A 17820-nucleotide genomic window follows, 5' to 3' on the forward strand; every position below is an offset into this window, starting at 1 on the left:
TGGGAGGAACTGTTTCATTGTCTCGCATAGGAAATTCTTTGGATAATAGGGAGGCTGAATATTGATTTTCAATTATAAAAAGTGAATGCTTAAACGAGTTAAACTACAGTAAAATAACTTTAGATGATCTGAAAAAAATAATTGCAGATTATATATATTGATACAACAACTATAGAATTCAATCGATTTTAAATTGAAAAACACCACAGCAATATGCTATGATGTTACAATAATATTAAACTGTTAATTTTTTTGTCCTAGTTTAAAACCAGACGCTTTTTAAGATTATCTATTAAACTGGGAAACTCGGGGAAAATGTTTGAATACAATTAGCTATTGGAATTTTTTTGGATAATTTTATTTATTTTTGCTTCAAGACTTTTTGTTTCAAAAGGTTTTTTTGCTAAAGTTTTGTCTTTTTCAAGAGCCCCAAATTTTGATTTTGCACTTATTTGTAAAATCAAAATTAAAAAGCTAAAAATTAGACTTATTCACATTTTTGTATAATTAGCAAAATCAGAAAAAATTGAATCTGTGACGGTGGTCTCGCCAATTTTTACACTAACATTTTGCTCAACTTGAGCTGGTTGAAGAGCGACAATAAAGAAACTTAAAATAAAAATAATTATAGATAAAGTAAAAATAAATTTATAAAATCCTTTGAGATCGCCAAATTGTTTTCATAAATAAATATGTTGCGCTAAAATTAAAAAGAACAGAATAAAACCAAAAACAATAACAAGTGAAATTAGACTAATAAAAATTGGTCAAAGTGGCAATGAAGTTGACTTGCTTCTAGCAATTTCAGTAATTTCTTGACTTGTTAAATTAGAAAAACTACCTTTTGAAACAAAATCAATTTCCCAATCAATTCGCTCAAGAAACTGCCAAATTTGGACGAAAGAGAAAATTATAATTATTAAAAGTAAAATTTTACTTAATAATTGTAAAACTTTACGAGTAAAATAAGGTGCAATAAAAAAGTAAATTTTGGCACTTCGCGATTCTAAATTAGTTATCAAGATCAATTCGCTCCTTTGTTATTGCATCAAAAATGTGAATTCGTTCTAAATTAAAGCTAACTTTAACTTTTTGATCTAAAAAGTATTCAAAAATATTGTTCTGGTTGGAAATTAATTCAAGTTGATCGCTAACTTTAATTGCAACAAGTTGATCTTTGCCAATTAGCTCAACATTAGTAATAATTCCGTCAAATTGGGCCTGATTTTGGTTTAGATAAATATCTTCAGAACGAAAACCGACTTGTAATTCTTGATTTTGGCTTAATAAATTTGCCAATTTTTGGTCAACTTCAAATCAAATTGGCGCCTTTTTTGCCTTTATTTTGTTGTTCTCAACAACGCAATCAAATAAATTCATTGTTGGCGAACCGATAAATGTGGCAACAAAAGTGTTTTTAGGTTTAAAATATAATTCTTTTCCGGTTCCATTTTGCTGAATTTTACCGTCATTAAAAACTACAATTTGGTTTCCCATCGTCATTGCCTCAAGTTGATCATGAGTTACATAAATACTTGTAGTTTTGAGCATTCGGTGAATATTTACAATTTCACGGCGCATTGATTCACGCAATTTTGCATCTAAATTTGAAAGTGGTTCGTCCATTAAAAAAACTTGCGGTGCACGAGCAATTGCCCGTCCAATTGCCACTCTTTGACGTTGACCTCCAGAAAGATCGCGCGGTTTTGAGTATAAATAGTCGCTGATTTTTAAAATTTGAGCAACATTTTTTACTTTTGAGTCAATAATGTCGCGTCTTTCTTTTGCAATTTTGAGTCCAAAAGAAATATTATCATAAACATTCAAATGCGGATAAAGGGCATAAGATTGGAAAACCATTGCAATATTTCGCTGATGTGGCGGAAGGTTATTATACCGTTTGCCATTAAAAATTAAATCACCTTGAGTAATTGAATTTAGGCCGGCAATCATTCTTAAAAGTGTTGTTTTTCCTGAACCTGAAGGTCCTAAAAAGATGCAAAAATTACCACTTTCAATTGTAAGATCGATTGCCTCGAGTGTATATTTGTCATTACCTTCATATTTTTTTGAGACATTATTAAGGACAATTTTGGCGCCTTTTGTTTCTTCTTGTTGTTGGCCAATTTTTGCAACCATCTTATTTAAATCAATTTGATTTAAATCTAAATTAAGATCTTCAAGTTCAAAAAGTTTTTTATTTTTTTCCATAATTAACCTTTAACCGCTCCTTCAGAAAGTCCGCCAATTATGTATTTTTGTAAATACATAAATAAACCAAGCGCCGGAAGAGCCGCAAGTAGAGCCCCAGCTGCATAAGCACCAGCATTGACATGTTTTGGTTCGACATTAATAAAAGTTTCAAGCCCGACAGCAAGAGTTAAGTCTTGAATATTGAAAAGAACAAATCTTGGTAAAATAACATCGGTAAATGGTGTTAAAAAAGATCAAAGTGCAACCATAATTATTGCAGGTCGTAAAACTGGTAATAAAATTTTGAAAAAAACACCAAAATTTGAACAGCCATCAATTTTTGCTGAATCATCAAGTTCGCGGGAAATACTATCTAAATAAGCTTTAAGCATGAAAGTATTTCCAGAAACGGCCCCACCTGAGTAAATAATTACTAACATAAATATTGGTGAAATTCCGCCAATTTGGCCAATTTGGACTAAAATATAGAGAAAAATTAACGAAGAAGTTGCCGGAATCATTTGCAATAACATAATTATTGTCAAAGAATGTTTTGAACCTTTAAAGCGAAAACGTGAATAAGCATAACTATTTAAAGCAACTGCGGTAGTTGAAATAACCATTGTTAAAAGTGCAATTGTTAGCGTATTTCCGTACCAAGAGAAAAAATAAGACCGTTCAGAAGTAAATAAATAAGTGAAATTATCAAAACCAAAAACAAATGGTGTAATTGTAATAAGTCGAGTATTAGCAACATTAAAAGTAGCAATAACTAGCGAAACTATTGGAAATAAAACAACAACCGACCAAGAAATTAAAATTAAATAATTAAGAAAAATTCAAAGTAATTCAATTGGTTTAATATCCCGTTCATCACTTAAATTTAGACGTTTTTTTGGACTAGAATTTTTGGCAACAAACTCAAAACTAGCAATTTTTGACACTAATAAGTTCATAATTTTATCTCCTTTGCATTGATTTTATAAAACCACGAAGGGCAAAACTAATACTAATTAGCGCTGCCAGTGTTGAAAGTGCGGCGGCAAAAGCTTGGTGTCCATCAATTTTTATTCCTTGAGTTGTTAGCTTGAATACCCAAGAAATAATAATGTCAGTTGAGGCCTCACCAAATGGGGAGGCATTTGCATAAGCAGGGCCACCGCCAGTAAAAATTGAAATTGTTGTAAAGTTATTAAAGGCGCCGACAAATTGCCCAATTAACATCGGCGCAATTCCCAGAAGTAGTTGCGGTAGCGTTAGTTTTCAGAAAATTTGCGATTTTGAGGCTCCATCAACGGCGCCAGCTTCGTAAATTTCGCCCGAAATTGCCTGCAGATTTCCAGTAACAAGCATAAAAATAAAGGCATAACTAATTCAAGTCTGGACAACAATCAGTAAAACTCGGGCCGTACCAATTTGGTTTAGTCAAGAAATTCCGTCTTTAATAAGTCCTAAATTAATTAAAATTAAATTAATATAACCTTTTGAATCAGCAGCAAACATTGAACGAATAAAAGACAAAGAAACAAACGCAGGCACTGCTCAAGGTAAAATAAATATTAGCCGAAAAATCTTTTTACCTTTAATTCGGGACGAATTTGTTAAAATTGCAATTAAAATTCCTAAACCAATCGGAAATAGCGTTGATAAAACTGTCCAAATTGCTGTTCAACCAAGAACTGAAGCTAGCGATTGAAACAATCCAAGTTGCCGATAATCTCACCATTTTCCTCATTGTTTAAGTCCAACTCAGTTAACAGTTTGACCTGGCGCAGCATGATTGTAACCATAATCAGTAAAAGAAATTAAAACCGAAGTAATTATTGGCGCAGCAACGATAAAAATCATTAAAGCATGGCCAATTAGTGAAATCATTCACGGAAATCCGGTAGTTTGGAGTCACTGTTTTGAATAGAGCCATTTTCCCGGAACAACGCCTGCTTCCATTGCTTTTGCAATTCTTCAGGCCGAAATTGCCCCAATTATAAAGTAAATCAGCACAAAAGCCATTAAAATTACCGATAAGACGCCACCAAAAAGGTAAAAACGAGCATCAGTAAAAATACCATCCCGAGGCGAGTGTAAATTTGCTCCTAAGTCAGCAAAGCCCGGAATTCCGCCCATTTTTGACCAATAAGCCCCAAATGAAAAGGGAATTATTAAAGTATAACAAATTAGACTAACAATTGAAAGTAAAGATCCTTTGATAAACTGACGAAATACAAATAATTCAGCAAGCCCCGGGAAGATTAAATTCAAAAAAAAGCTAATAAAACGGACGTTTTTTATTGTCTCAACAGGGTAAGACTTTAGTGCTTCGTTTGCTTTTGATTCATAAATTTTTTTGTTAACTTTTAACTCGTTAAAATAACGGTAATTATTTGTTTTGAGAATTTGTTTGAATTTTGTTATTTTTGAGCTTAAAAACAGTGTTCTTTTTTGGTCAGTTTTTGTAATTTTTGCTTGTTTTTGCAAGTTTTTAAACGCTGTTTTGGCAATTTCGTTTTGCTGAAGTCGCTTTTTGTTTTTTGCAACACTTTCAAGATAAGTTTGCTTGATTTGGCTAATTTTTGTTTTAATTTGTTCTTGCTGAGTTTTAAAATCTGGACTTGATTTTAAAACTTTTAGCTCGTATTTTGCAAGAATTTTTTCATTTATAAATTTTATCCGTGTCTTAAAGTCTTCGATTGTTTTTTCTCTAGTTGCCCAACCGAGATCCTGAAGATAATGGCCTTTGTATGAATATTGTTTTAAATATTTAGCTTTTTGGAGCAAAATTTGCCATTTTAGACTTGATTTTGCCAATTTTTTTATTAAAAAACTACCATAAAAACCAAAATAATGACTTTTAATTAAATCAAAAAGTTGCCCATTTTCATCTTTTAACTTATGGAAAAAATCTAGTTTATCTTTTAAAATTTGACTGTGATTTTCTAGGGAAATATCTAAATCTGGAATTTCAAAATTTTGATTTTTTTCAATATTGTAAAATAATTTAATCGCCTGATCAAGGAAATTTATTTTTGTCTGCGACAAACTAAAGGCAAGATATTTTTGTTTTTGAGCACTAATTTTGTTAATTTGTGAATTAATTTCGTGCTTAAATTGATTTAGTTTGTTAATATTTTGTGACTCAAAAGTGATAATTTCCTGCTTTTTTTCGTTAATTAATTCTTTTTGGGCCGCATTTTGTTGATTTGCTTGCTGTTTTAGGAAATCAATTGCATTTTTATAACTATATTCCAAAGAAATTATTTTTTGTTTTGCTTTGAGTTCTAAATTTGACTTTCTTTTTTTATATAAGTCAGTTTGTAATTGTTTAGTTTCAGTGTAATTTTTTTTAGCCAAAGCTGATTTTTTTAAGAGTTCGTCTTGTTTTTGTTTGATTTGCTGATAAAAATTAACAAAAAAATCACTTTTAAGTTTTGATTGGGCTAAGAATTTTTTGCCGTCTTCATCAAGAAATTGGCTAATTTTGTTTAAATCAAAGTCAAAATCTTGGTATTTTCTAACATAATTTAGGCAGACTTGAAAAATGAAGTGCTTTTTTATTAAGTCAACTTCAGATTCTAAGGTTGATTTTTTTGTTTTTTCAAATAATTCAACTTTAACCTGCGGACTATCTTCTGTTTGGTTGAGTGATTTGGAAAAATCTTTAAATCAATTGCGAAGATTTTTAAGCTCTTTTTCGATTTTTTTAATTTCAAAACTGAGCAATTTTTCAACTGAAACTGCAAAATTAAGTTTAATGTAAGCGTCTTTGAGAACTTTAAGCTCATTTTTAAAAGCAATTTTTTGACTATGTAATTCGCGTTTTAGATTATCGCGAATTGTTTGTCGAGCCCGTAAAAATAGCTCTTTTTCAATGTTTTCTTGAATTTTGATCTTATCTAAAAATCTTGAGTGGGTAATTTTTGCACTGTGATAATAAGATTTTAGCGTTTTAGCCTCAATATCAATAATCGTGTCAAATTTCTTGCCATAATAATTATAGAGTTGTAATTTATGCATTAAAACCGCCATTAGCTAATTTGTATTTTGTAATAATTCGTTTAAGTCGGTAAATGTAAGTTGAATAAATGAGCACAACAACAATCAACCCAGAAAAAATAGAGATAAAAATTCCGCTTATTAATTCTGCATTATTTAATTTTTCCGCTCCTTGAAAATAAGGATAAGCAGCCATTGAACAAAAGACAAAAATCCAAAAAAAGTAGAAGAAATAGCCAATTTTTACTTTTGAATAAGCTAAAAAAAGGTAGACTCCAAAGAAAATCACAAATAAATTTGTCCCAATATAAGCACTTAATTTTCCGGCTGCTAAATTTGAGGCTAAAATTTCCCGTTGATTTTCCTGATTTGTTTTACTTATTTGGTCTAAATGTGTCCCAAAAACAAAAGGGATTAAAATTCAACTAATAAGCGCAACAGACAAAAAAGCACTTAAACAAATTAGCAAATAAAAATGTGACTTTGGTATGTTGATCTTAAATTTAAAAAAAGGTCCCATTTTTAACTAAAATTTACAATAACCCTGCTAGTTCCTTGGTTTGCAAGAAGAATTTTTTTGTAGTATTCAATTGCAACTTTGTCAAAAAATATTTTGGCAAAATCTTCTTCGCTTTTAATTTTGCTCAAAACACTTTTGTGGAAAACTTCTGAACCAAAAGTTTGATCATTTCAAGCGCTTCAAACTGTTGAACTAAATTGCGGATTTGATCTATCAAAACGGGAATTATCGGTATTAAGAATTCCAACACCTTGATTTTCAATTGTCTTATCTGAGTCAATTACGTTAAGAATTTTGTCAAAACTTTTTGATTTTAAGTATTCACTAATAATTTCTTCAGCATCACCTAGTGTGTATTTGTCAACAGTTTGGCCTGATTTTGTGGTAGTTTTTTGTGCTTTTGTTTGCTTAATTGTCTCAGGACTAACAAATGAGCGAATTAGGGCAGCGCTAACATAATTATTTAAATAAGCACGCGAAATTTTTTCAATTGTTGCATCATCAGCTGGAGTTTTGGCAATTAATTTTGCCTTTTCTTGAATTTCTTTAATCTCAGCCGCAATACTTGCCTCAAGTTTTGCAAGATCGTGATTATTTTCAAGAATTAGCTTACTGTATTTTTCAATTTTTTTGTCTTTTTCAGATTGCTCATCACCATTTGCGCCAAAAAGGAAAGCCTCAACTTTACGAACATGAGCGGTAGTATCACTTTGGGAAATATCAAGATCGTATTTTCCTGCTTTTGCATCTTTAATTCCAACTTTGAAAAAACTCTGGTCAATTTGTCAACTCTCACCATTTCCGGTGAATTTAGATAAATCTGTTTGCCCAAAAATTGTTGCTAAAGTATTACGAATTGCGGCAAATTTTTGGTATTTTTCAATTAAACTGTTAATTTTATTAGCACTTTCAACTAGACTTGCATCAAGATTTTCTGTCTCAATTCTTGGCCCAAAAGTGAGATAATTTTCTTCTGAGCTAGCATCTTGGTTTGTTGTTTTGTCTCAATTTGATTCAACTGTTTGATTGATATATTTTGGATTTGCTGTTTTTTGAATTTGCGCATTTATTGCATTTTCAATTTCGTTATCATCTGTATATTGTAAGTCTTTTTTAAGTGTTTCAAATTTGACATTAAGTGGTTGATTAATTCTTTCGACTTCCTGTTTAATTTGATTTGTTAGCGATTTTACAAACGGAATTTTTGAATCATCTTGGAAATAAGCAGTGTTTGTTTTAGCAGAAAACATTATTTTAAAAAGATCATTAAGGGCTTGTTTTCGCTCAGGAGAAGATGAATTATTTCGTGAATTGATCAAAAAAGATCATGAACCTAAGGCTTGTTTAAAATCAGTTTCATTAGTTGCTTTGGTAATGTTAAAAAAAGACTTGGCATCTGCAGATTTTTCTGAGTTTTGCACATCTCAAGTTCCAATAATTGCAAATTTTAGTTTCTTTTCTTTCATTAGGCGAAAAATTGTATTTTGGGTGACATTCATATCAGATTTGATAATTTGTGCTAAATCTGCCTGTGAAATTCCCTTTTTAGATCAAATTGAATTTTTATAATCAGCTTCACTTCCATAAGCAGCTTTAAAAACTGGGTAGTAAATTTTTGCCACTGATTTAAAAGCTTCACGGAAATATTGTTGGTATTCATTGTTTTCAGGTTTTAAATTGGAATCAACAATTGGGTCAATATCACTATGAAGAAGGCCAGAAGTAAATTGATTATTTTTAGTATATAATAATTTTGACATTAAATTTAGTGGTTTTCCGTCTTCATCTTTTAAATTTTCGCGCTGAGCAATTTTTTCAAGCGCACCGGCAAGAACACCATTTCCGTACCAAAAGTCTTGGATTCTAAATAAACCTTCGCCTTTTTCAACAAGTTCGGCAAGTGAGTCTGTGTCTGCATTTTGTAAAATTGTCCGAGTTTGGTCTTCATTTTCTGTTGAAGCTAGAACAATTCCTTCTTTGTTATGTTGAATTCCAACAAATTCTGAATGGACTCTGTTGTTTTTTAGGCCAAAAACAGTCCCAAAATTTTTCATATTTTCTTTTTCTGTTGATGTAGCACCAATTTGAGTTGTAATTTCATCAAATAAATTAGGCAAAAAATCATTCAGATAAGAAACTGCACCACCTTGAACTAAGTCGGTAATTCTGTCTTGAGGTGCATAAAAAATATCGGGTGTATTGTTTGTATCTGTGTGTCCAACTGTTGAAAAATCTAGTGCTGCAAAGACATTTTTGGAAATAGTTCTAATTTTAAACCCGTTTTTTGTTGCTGAATCAGTTTTATTAAATTCTTCAATATTTTGTTTTCAATAATTTGTCTGGGCCGGGTCAACGGCGACAATAATTTCCTTATTATGTGCAAATTCGTTTACAGGTCCACCACAAGCTATTAAGGCAAGCGGGCTAAAAGAAACCACTCCAAAAATTGATTTTGTTATTTTCTTCATGATAATTCCTTTCAAAAAAACACTTTTACATCTATTTAAAAACAATTTTGTGTTTATAAAAGCCAAAAACTGAAATAATTAAGTTAAAAAAGCTAAAAAATGGAAAAAAATTAGTAAAAATTGACAAAAAAGTTACCCATTTATAATTTTCAGTTTTTGAAAGAATGTAAATCAAGTGAATACATAAGAAAATATTGACAACTCAAGCTGTAATGCTAATAGATATTATGAATTTTCAAAAATAAGTGCTAAATTCGTTAGATAAAATTAGACTTCAATTTTCGCTAATTTTCCACTCATATTTTCCAAAAGCCAATAAAACTAATACTCAAAAAGTAGAAATTACAAAATTTCCAATAAATAAATAAAAGTATTCGATGATTTTAGGACGGTACTTTCGTTCAAGAGGTAGTTTTCCTAAAAAAATATACCGAAACCTTGTTTTTAACGTTGGTTTTGAATTTGTCATATGTCTATACGTACTCTTTTCTAATTTTATCAAAAAAAATAATTTTTTATTGAAAAATTCAAAAAATGTAAAAAAAGTCTCATAAAATTATTTTTTTGTGAAAAATCAATATTTTTCTTTATTTTTTGCAAAATTAATGTATAATTATTCCAACTATTAAAACCAGTTTTTGATTAACTAAAAAATGGTATTTTCTAGAATGGTTTTTTCTAGCCCAACTTCGAAGCTGAGTAAAAAAATATCTCAAGCAATTATTGGTTAGCCAAAGCCTGAAAAAATAATAAAAAAAAATAAAAAAAATTTTTTTATGTTAAAATACAAGAATGCAATTTTTTTATTATTTAAATATAGAAATTTAAATTTTGCATTTATTTTTCGGCAAGTTATACTAAATTATTAAATTTTGCCAATAATTTGCCAAATTTTTTTATTATTTAGGTGTAAACATGCTTTTTGACTATGAAAAAAGTCTAATTCGCAAACATTCGCGCGGAAAAATATACCTAGGACCGCTTGGCTTGTTTTTGAAAGATGAAAAGTTTCATTTTTATTTTTGATCTCCTGATGCAATTTCAGTTGAATTTTTAATTTATAAACACTTTGAAGATTCAATTCCTTTTAAAACAATAAAAATGAAAAAAACAAAAGGAGCCTGGTTTTGCAAAATTAGCAAAAATTTTGAATCATATTCATATAATTTGAAGGTTGAACACTCTAATTCGAGAACAACTTTCGCCCTTGATCCATATGCATTCAGCCTTGCTCCTTTTGATTGAACTAAAAATGAAACTCCTAAAGCCTTTTTAATTGATATTTTTTCAGAAAAAGCTGGCCAAATGCCTTCAGATATTAACTTATTTGAAGCTGATCCCAAAATTGATGCCCAGATTTACGAGCTCCATGTTCGTGATTTTAGTTCGCTTTCAAAAAAAGTCCAATATCCTGGAACTTTTATTGGAGCAATTGATAATGGTATTTTTTCTTATTTAAATAAGCTGAATTTAAACTTTTTACAATTACTTCCACTCCATTCTTGCTATACTTTTGCCCAAAAAAATGTTCCTATTCTCCACCAAGGCGACGGAAAAGGTCATTATAGTGTTTATAATTGGGGTTATGACCCAATTGGTTTTTTTTCACTTAATTCCAGTTATTCAACAAATCCACAAGACCCTTATGCAAAAATTGTTGAATTCCGTAATTTTGTTGATCAAGCTCACAAAAACAACATTGGAATAATTCTTGATGTTGTTTATAATCACACTTTTGAAAATTCAGTTTTTGACAATGTTGCCCCAGGTCATTTTTATCGTGAAAATGCTGAAATTTTTCCAGTTGGTTTTGCGCCCTTAGACTCCCAAAAACCGATGGCTTTTAGGCTAATTTTAGACTCACTCATTTTTTTTGTTAAATATTATAAAGTTGATGGATTTCGCTTTGACTTAGCTTCATTTTTAGATAAAAAATCACTTCAAATTATCGATACAGAGCTAAGAAAAATTAATCCTAACATTTTATTATACGGAGAAGCTTGGGATTTTAGTGATTTACCTTTTTCTAAAAGACTAACAAAAGGAAAAGAAGGCAATAATTTTAATTTTGGATATTTTAATGACACAATTCGCAACGCAGTTCGTGGCAGTGATGCACCAACAGATAAAGGTCTTATTTTATCAAAAAATGCTGTAAAATTCGGCGCTTATGTGTCTTCAATTCCAGGAAATATTGCTGATTATGATTTTAAAGATTTTTACCATTCTAAAAAACGCTATGATCTTTTTGCTAATGAAATTAGTCTAAATTTGTCATATTTAACTTGTCATGATGGGCCGACTTTAGCTGATAAAATTTTATCTTCATCTCCAAAAATCACAAAAAAACAATTTATTGAAACTTACCGGCAAGCCTTGATGTTAGTTTCTTTTGTCCAAGGAAAAGTGCTTTTTAGTTCCGGAAGTGAGTTTTGCTTTTCAAAAGTTTGTGATTTTTCTGGAGCAACTTATCAAGCCTGCCATCCAAATTTAAATCAAAAAAATCCACCTTTTGAGTTTTTAAATGCAGATTTTTTTGATTTTAATTCTTATAAGACAACAGATTTTACCAACGGTTTAAAATTTGATATTTTAAAAATTAAGCAAATTGAAGAACAAATTTTTAATTTTTTTGCCAAAATTAATGAATTTAGGCAAAAAACCAAGTTTTTTAGACTAAAAACAAATCAACAAATTAAAGATTGTCTAAATTTTGAAACTGTTGACAAAAACAAAGGATTAATTATTTATCAAATTGACTTAGATGGTAAGGCCGTTAAAATTATTCACAATTTTTCAAATAATCAGTATGAGTATAATTTTGATGACTTTGAGATACTTTTTAATTCAAAATTAAATAATATTACTAATTTAATTCAACCTCATCAGTCAATTTTGCTAACAAAAAGGATTAATTTTTACTAAAATGAAAACAAATTTAAAAGATAAAGTAGTATACCAAATTTTTGTCAGATCATTTTATGATGCAAATAATGACGGAAATGGCGATATTCTTGGAATTTACAATAAACTTGAATATCTTAGTGATTTAGGAATTGACGCAATTTGATTAACCCCATTTTATGAGACTAATTTTGTTGATGCCGGTTATGATGTTCTTGATTATAAGTCAATTTGGTCTAAATTTGGTAGTCTTAATGACTTTGCTAAACTGACAAAAAAAGCCGCTGAACTAAATATAGATATAATAATTGACGTGGTTTTAAACCATGTCTCAAGTCAGCATTCCTGATTTAAAAAGGCAATTGAATCGCCTGAAAACAAAGAGCATAATTATTTTATTTGAAGAGAAAAATTAAGCCCTGAAGAACAAAAAGCAACTTCAATTTTTGGCGGCTCTGCCTGAGAATGACAGCCAGATGTTCAAAAATATTATTTCCACCTTTTTAGCACTGACCAAGTTGATTTAAATTGAGCCCACCCAGATACACAAGCTGCTTTTGTTGACATTATTAATTTTTGGTATGATCTTGGAGTTCGCGGTTTTCGTCTTGATGCGATCAAACATGTTGCCAAAAACTTTGAAAATGTTGAACAAAATCCGTATTTTTCCTGATGCAAAGGCGCTCAAGAGTATCTTGAAAAATTTAACAAACTTGCCTTTAAAAATAAATCTGATGCCTACACTTTTGGCGAAGCTAGCGGAATAACTGTTGAAGAATTAATAAAATACGGGGCTGGAAAATCACCTTTGGCTAACAATTTTTTTAACTTTTCATGATGATGAATCGGCTGGTCAAATAAAACTGGAAGAAACGGATTTAATGCAAATTGAGACTATCAAGATTTTATTAATGCCCAAATCCCTTTTCAACACAATGAAGAAATTAGTCCGAGTTTAATGAGCAATTTTCTTTCAAATCATGATACTTCCAGGGCAATTTCTCGTTGAGGAGACTATCCATTTTTCTGAAAAGAATCTGCAAAATCGCTAGCTCTTTTGCTTTTTTCAATGCGTGGAATTCCGATAATTTACTATGGTGAAGAAATTGGAATGACAAATTCCTATTTTGAAAACAGACAAGATTTTGTTGACATTGATATGAAAAATGCTTTTGCTTCACTTGTTGATAGAGAAAAAATTTATTCTGAATCAGAAATGTTAATTTATGCAAATATTAACAGTCGCGATTCAGGAAGAGGTCCTTTGCGTTGAAATTTAGATAAAAACAACGGATTTTCAAGCCAAAAAGCCTGAATTAACACAAGCCTTGATGACCCGCGAATGAATGTCGAGAGTCAAACTTTAGACAAAAATTCAATCTTAAATTTTTATAAAAAATTAATTTTTCTTTATAAAAATGACTTAAAAGATTTGCTTGTTGATGGAAAAGCAAAATTAGAAATTACCAAAGACGGAATTTGCAAAATTAGCCGTGAATTTAAAGGTGAAAAATTAATTTTTTACTTAAATTTAACAAAAAAAGAACTGCCTTTTGCCGAAAAAATTCAGCAAAAACCGCTGCTTTCTTCATATCAAGATCTCAAAAAACCTGAGGATTTTTTACGCCCATTTGAGTCAATTTTAATTAAGGAATAAAATGAAAACTAATCAATTTTTAACGTACGATAATTTAAAAAAACTAGTTATTCAAAATGGCTTTGACCGAAGATTTACAGGAAAAACAGAATCAATTTTTGCCTTAACAAATGGATATTTAGGTCTGAGAAGCAGCGACGAAGAACCTGATTATTATAATAAGCCAGGATTTTTTGTAAGTGGTGTTTTTAACAAAGATGTTGAACATGAAGTTCCGGAAATTTGTAATTTAGCTGACTCAATTACAACCCCAATTTTTATAAATGAACAGCCCTTAATTCTTGACTCTGAGGACCAATATCAAAAAGTTTTTGATATAAAAAATGGATCACTATCGCGCTCTGTTAGACTTACTCGCCAAAAAAACACTATAAAAATCGACACTTTTCGTTTTGTTTCACATCAGAACCTCAATTTTTATGCCCAAAAAATTGATGTTGAAATTCTTGAAGTTAGTCCTGAAAATGAATATGTTCAAATTGAATTTCGCCCGCAAATTAATGCCCAAAACACAAACACAGGAACTCAACATTTTGCCGAAGGTGAAAAATTTCGCCCTTTTGAAAACGCTCTGCAGTTAAAACAACGTTCAACTAGCTCAAATTTGTTAGTTATTCACAATTTAGTTTGCCACTTTGAAGTCAATGGTCAAAGAATAAAACCTGGAGATGACAATTTTCAAGTTGATGCCTCAAGACGACTAATCTTATTTAGAATCAAAGGAAAATTCAAAAAAGGAACAAAAATAAGTCTGATAAAATTAATGTCAGTTCATACTTCTATTGATGACTCCGAAAATTTAATTGACGATTTAGAGCTCGAAAAACAAGCAAATTTAACACTTAAAACTTTGCTAAATGCCGATTTTCATGAGTCTTTTTTAGAATCAAACCAAGCCTTAGACAAAAATTTATGACAAAAATTTCTTGTCAAAATTGATTCAAATTCCCAATTTGACCAACTAGGACTTGATTTTGGCCTTTATCATCTAAATGGACTTTTTCGTAAAAATTCGACCGAAATTAACGCAGGGGCCAAAGGTCTAACTGGCGAAGGATATCAAGGTCATACTTATTGAGATTCAGAATTTTTTATTAACCCTAATTATCTTTTTGTTGAACCCAGTGTTGTCAGAAATTTATTAATTTATCGTTATAAAGGCTTAGATGCCGCCCGAAAAAAAGCCGCTTCTGTTAAAGTCAGAGCTCAAGAATCTAACCTTGAAGGAGCCCAATTTCCCTGAGAGATGGCCCTTCCTAAAGATGGCGAAGTCTGTCCAATTTGAGGTCAGGTTGATATAATTTCTGGAAAACAAGTGCCAATTGCCTCTGCCCGTCAAGAAATTCATGTCTCAGCTGACATTGCATATGCAATTCAACAATATTTTGTTGTTACTTTGGATCAAGATTTCATGGAAAAATACGGCTATGAAATAATTTTTGATACTGCTTGATTTTACACTAATCGTGCTGAAAAAACTACTGACGGAAAATTTGAAATTAATGATGTAATGGGTCCAAATGAATACAAAGGAAATATTAACAATTCGGCCTATATTAACGCAATGGCAAAATACAACCTTGATTTAGCGCTATTTTATTTTGAAAAAATAAAAAATACTCCAGTATTTGCTGAGGTTCTTAGCAAAATTCCTTATAAAATTGATTTTGAAAAAATCAAAAATGTTGCACAGAATTTAGTCCAACAAAAACCAAATTCAGAGCTAATTATCGCCGAAAATGACAACTTTTTAGCGCTAGAACGAAACGATATTAGCGAATTTAAAATGCTTGGTGATGCAGGAAAAAAACTTTTTTCACTTGTAAAAGGTCAAAAAATTCTTGCATCTCAACTAGTTAAACAAGCTGATGTTGTCTTACTTTTATACCTTTTTCCTGAGCTGTATTCTAAAGAAATTAGATCAAAAAACTTTGATTTTTACGAGGAAATTACAACACATGACTCCTCACTTTCGGCGGCAACTTATGCAATTGAAGCAATAAGACTTAACAAAATTGACAAAGCTTATCAACTTTTTCAATACGGAATTAACATTGATTTAGGCCAAAACATGAAAAGTTCTGATGCCGGAATTCATGCTGGATCGCTTGCTGCAATTTGGCAAATGGTTGTTTTTGGCTTTGGTGGTCTAACTTATTTTGATCATAAAATTCATTTAAAACCTAATTTACCAAAACAGTGAAATTCATTAATTTATAACTTTAGCTTTCAAGGCGCAAATTTACAAGTAAGAATTGATCATTCAACTTTTAGGGTTGAAAATTTTAATAAAAAACCTGTAAAAATTTGGATAAATAATCAGGAAGAACTTATAGAAAGCGTGCATTTTTTTGCAATAAACCATGGAAATTAAAGGACTAATATTTGATCTGGATGGAATAATAACAGACACTGCCCAACTACATTTTTTAGCCTGAAAACAATCACTTTTGGCAGAAAATATCGACTTTACCGAGACTGAAAATGCCCAATTAAAGGGGCTTTCAAGAAAAGAAACACTAAAAGCAATTTTAGAACTAAAAAAACTAACCTGAGATGAAGAAAAAATTGATGATGTCTGTTTTAAAAAAAATGAAATTTACTTAAAATTACTTGAAAATCTAAATAAAGACCATCTCTTGCCAGGAATATTAGATTTACTAACAAAGGCAAAAAGTAAAAAATTGAAAATTGGCCTAGCCTCAAGTAGTCTTAATGCGCCTTTAATTTTAGAAAAACTTGGAATTATTGCTTTTTTTGACTATATTGCTGATCCTAAAAAAATCAAAAACCCTAAGCCAGCGCCTGATATTTTTCTATTGGCTTCAGAAGGATTGTCTCTAAATCCCGAAAATTGCATTGGCTTTGAAGATTCTCTTTCAGGGTTTTTATCAATAAAAAGTGCAAAAATGAGATCTGTTGTTGTTTCTTTGGATCAATTTAGTGAATTTAATCAAGCTGATTTTTGATTTTCATCAACAGATCAGCTTAAAATTGACCATATTTTAACAGTTTTAAACAACTAATCAAAAAAATCTTTTTTAAATAACAAATTACTAAACAAATTCAGACACAAATAATTGAGCATCAACCTCGTCCTTCTAAGAACATTTTCCATTTTTCTTGATAAATTCCACTATCATTTTTCAGAAAGACCCTTAATTTTCTATTTCTTTTTTGAGTTAGCAGAGATTTATTTTTCATAGATTTATCAAACTTTTTTGGCAATTTCTTATTAAATTGTTTCGTGTACATGCAAAATTGACTCTTTGTGTCAATTTTGCATTTTTCTTTTTTATAAATTTGTCTAAATTCTTTCTGAAAATGCAAAATTGCAATTTTTAACCCTTTAATTTGCCAATTTTAATGTTCTTAAATTTGTCTTCAACTGCGAATCTGTATTGTTTCATTTTAACACATCTTCTTAGAGGCTCCTAAAATTAGCGCGCTAATTTGTATTAATTTATTCTTTTTAAACGCAATATTTTTAAATGAAATTTTCAGAAAAATTCTCAAATACATGTTATAATTTTAAATTAAAGAATTTTAATAGTAAGGAGAAAAATGAAGAAAAAACTAAAACTTTTTAAGTTTATCACCAATATTATTGCTTTTTCATCACTAAGCCTAAGTGTTTTTGGGCCGCTTTGACATTATCAAAATACAAAAAGCTATTCAGATTTCAAACTTGAAACGCGTGATATAGATTTATCAAATTCAAAAAAACCAGTAAATTTTGATGATTTAGTGCAAATTGTTTCAACCAAAAACCAACAAAATTCGTTTGTCATCAATGCAAATATTAAAAAAGCCAAAACACATCTAAATAAAACAAGCACTAATTCAGACTCTCCTAATCTAGATGATATTGAAATTCAAATTAATCAAGATGGTCAGGTAATTTTAAATAGTTCTTCACTTGAATTAGTTAACAAAAAAGCTGAACTCTATTTTGAAGAAGGTGCGCCAAAACTAAAATTTGAAGGGCATGTTTTTGACTTTAGACAGCTTCAAAATAAAACTCGGATTGAAAAAACTGCGGCGCCAGCTGCTATTGCTGCTGCTCCTGCTGCTGCTTTTGGTGGATT

General features: G+C 30.3%; 12 protein-coding genes and 1 pseudogene. 6 read left to right on the forward strand and 7 right to left on the reverse strand.

The window, feature by feature from the left end; all coding sequences use genetic code 4:
* Window positions 1–233 (forward strand): IS3 family transposase (locus tag MOSC01_RS04790; protein WP_010321458.1); only part of this gene is annotated, 233 nt, incomplete at its 5' end.
* A 96-nt stretch (window positions 234–329) separates the two neighbouring features.
* Here the strand turns inward: MOSC01_RS04790 and MOSC01_RS0103760 are convergent.
* The 7 genes from MOSC01_RS0103760 to MOSC01_RS0103790 all read right to left on the reverse strand — a co-directional run bounded on the left by MOSC01_RS0103760 (window position 330) and on the right by MOSC01_RS0103790 (window position 9640).
* Window positions 330–1022, reverse strand: a complete 693-nt coding sequence (locus MOSC01_RS0103760; RefSeq protein ID WP_010321459.1) for a hypothetical protein — start codon at window positions 1020–1022, stop codon at window positions 330–332.
* Window positions 1012–2211, reverse strand: a complete 1200-nt coding sequence (locus MOSC01_RS0103765) for an ABC transporter ATP-binding protein (RefSeq protein WP_010321460.1) — start codon at window positions 2209–2211, stop codon at window positions 1012–1014. Before MOSC01_RS0103765 ends, MOSC01_RS0103760 begins: the two co-directional genes overlap by 11 nt.
* Window positions 2212–2213: 2 nt before the next feature.
* Window positions 2214–3149, reverse strand: a complete 936-nt coding sequence (locus MOSC01_RS0103770; RefSeq protein WP_010321461.1) for a sugar ABC transporter permease — start codon at window positions 3147–3149, stop codon at window positions 2214–2216.
* A 4-nt stretch (window positions 3150–3153) separates the two neighbouring features.
* Complete coding sequence (locus MOSC01_RS0103775; RefSeq protein WP_010321462.1) at window positions 3154–6204, reverse strand: ABC transporter permease subunit; 3051 nt, start codon at window positions 6202–6204, stop codon at window positions 3154–3156.
* Window positions 6197–6628 carry a hypothetical protein gene (locus MOSC01_RS0103780; protein ID WP_141557555.1) on the reverse strand — a complete coding sequence of 144 codons (432 nt, stop codon included), beginning with the start codon at window positions 6626–6628 and terminating at the stop codon, window positions 6197–6199. Before MOSC01_RS0103780 ends, MOSC01_RS0103775 begins: the two co-directional genes overlap by 8 nt.
* 77 nt (window positions 6629–6705) lie before the next feature.
* Window positions 6706–9171, reverse strand: a complete 2466-nt coding sequence (locus tag MOSC01_RS0103785; RefSeq protein WP_010321464.1) for a lipoprotein — start codon at window positions 9169–9171, stop codon at window positions 6706–6708.
* A gap of 31 nt (window positions 9172–9202) precedes the next feature.
* Window positions 9203–9640: a hypothetical protein gene (locus MOSC01_RS0103790; RefSeq protein WP_010321465.1), complete on the reverse strand. Its 438-nt coding sequence runs from the start codon at window positions 9638–9640 to the stop codon at window positions 9203–9205.
* A 446-nt stretch (window positions 9641–10086) separates the two neighbouring features.
* Between MOSC01_RS0103790 and MOSC01_RS0103795 the strand changes: the two genes are divergently transcribed.
* The 5 genes and pseudogenes from MOSC01_RS0103795 to MOSC01_RS0103820 form a co-directional block, all read left to right on the forward strand.
* Window positions 10087–12096, forward strand: a complete 2010-nt coding sequence (locus MOSC01_RS0103795) for a pullulanase (protein WP_010321466.1) — start codon at window positions 10087–10089, stop codon at window positions 12094–12096.
* Window position 12097: 1 nt separating this feature from the next.
* On the forward strand, window positions 12098–13732 hold the full coding sequence (locus MOSC01_RS0103800; RefSeq protein ID WP_010321467.1) for an alpha-amylase family glycosyl hydrolase: 1635 nt from the start codon (window positions 12098–12100) through the stop codon (window positions 13730–13732).
* A 1-nt stretch (window position 13733) separates the two neighbouring features.
* On the forward strand, window positions 13734–16106 hold the full coding sequence (locus tag MOSC01_RS0103805; protein ID WP_010321468.1) for a glycosyl hydrolase family 65 protein: 2373 nt from the start codon (window positions 13734–13736) through the stop codon (window positions 16104–16106).
* The gene (gene pgmB, locus MOSC01_RS0103810; protein ID WP_010321469.1) at window positions 16096–16758 is read left to right on the forward strand and encodes a beta-phosphoglucomutase; all 663 of its coding nucleotides are present in this window, start codon (window positions 16096–16098) and stop codon (window positions 16756–16758) included. Before MOSC01_RS0103805 ends, pgmB begins: the two co-directional genes overlap by 11 nt.
* 538 nt (window positions 16759–17296) lie before the next feature.
* A pseudogene (locus MOSC01_RS0103820) lies at window positions 17297–17820 on the forward strand (hypothetical protein); the annotation flags it as partial.

This window comes from Mesomycoplasma ovipneumoniae SC01 (assembly GCF_000218525.1).
GTDB lineage: Bacteria > Bacillota_I > Bacilli_A > Mycoplasmatales > Metamycoplasmataceae > Mesomycoplasma > Mesomycoplasma ovipneumoniae_A.